1 protein-coding gene (running past one end of the window) is annotated in these 258 nt (G+C 47.3%); it reads right to left on the bottom strand.

The window, feature by feature from the left end:
• The coding region annotated (locus GQF01_RS01490) for a tRNA dihydrouridine synthase (RefSeq protein ID WP_235958779.1) crosses the window boundary (this coding region is incomplete at both ends): on the bottom strand, nt 1-258 show 258 of its 543 nt. The annotated region continues 285 nt past the right edge of the window.

Here is a 258-nt window from a genome sequence, read left to right as displayed (position 1 = left end):
AGCAATTCCGCACTGCTGTGCTCCTTCGGCTCTGTCTCAAATGCATATGGATTTTGAAAAATACCGCGTCCAATCATAATACCGTCGACACCGTATTGCTCAGCAAGCTGCTGGCCGATCTGACGGTTAGGGATATCCCCGTTAATGGTCAGAAGTGTATCTGGTGCCACCTCATCACGAAGCTTCTTAATCTCCGGAATCAGTTCCCAATGAGCTTTTACTTTGCTCATTTCCTCTCTTGTCCGAAGATGAATGGAC

Origin of the sequence: Paenibacillus silvestris (genome assembly GCF_009882985.1) — a bacterium.
GTDB classification, from domain to species: Bacteria; Bacillota; Bacilli; order Paenibacillales; family NBRC-103111; genus Paenibacillus_E; species Paenibacillus_E silvestris.
Note: the sequence above shows the minus strand (reverse complement) of the source record. Positions and strands in the feature narration are given on the sequence as shown.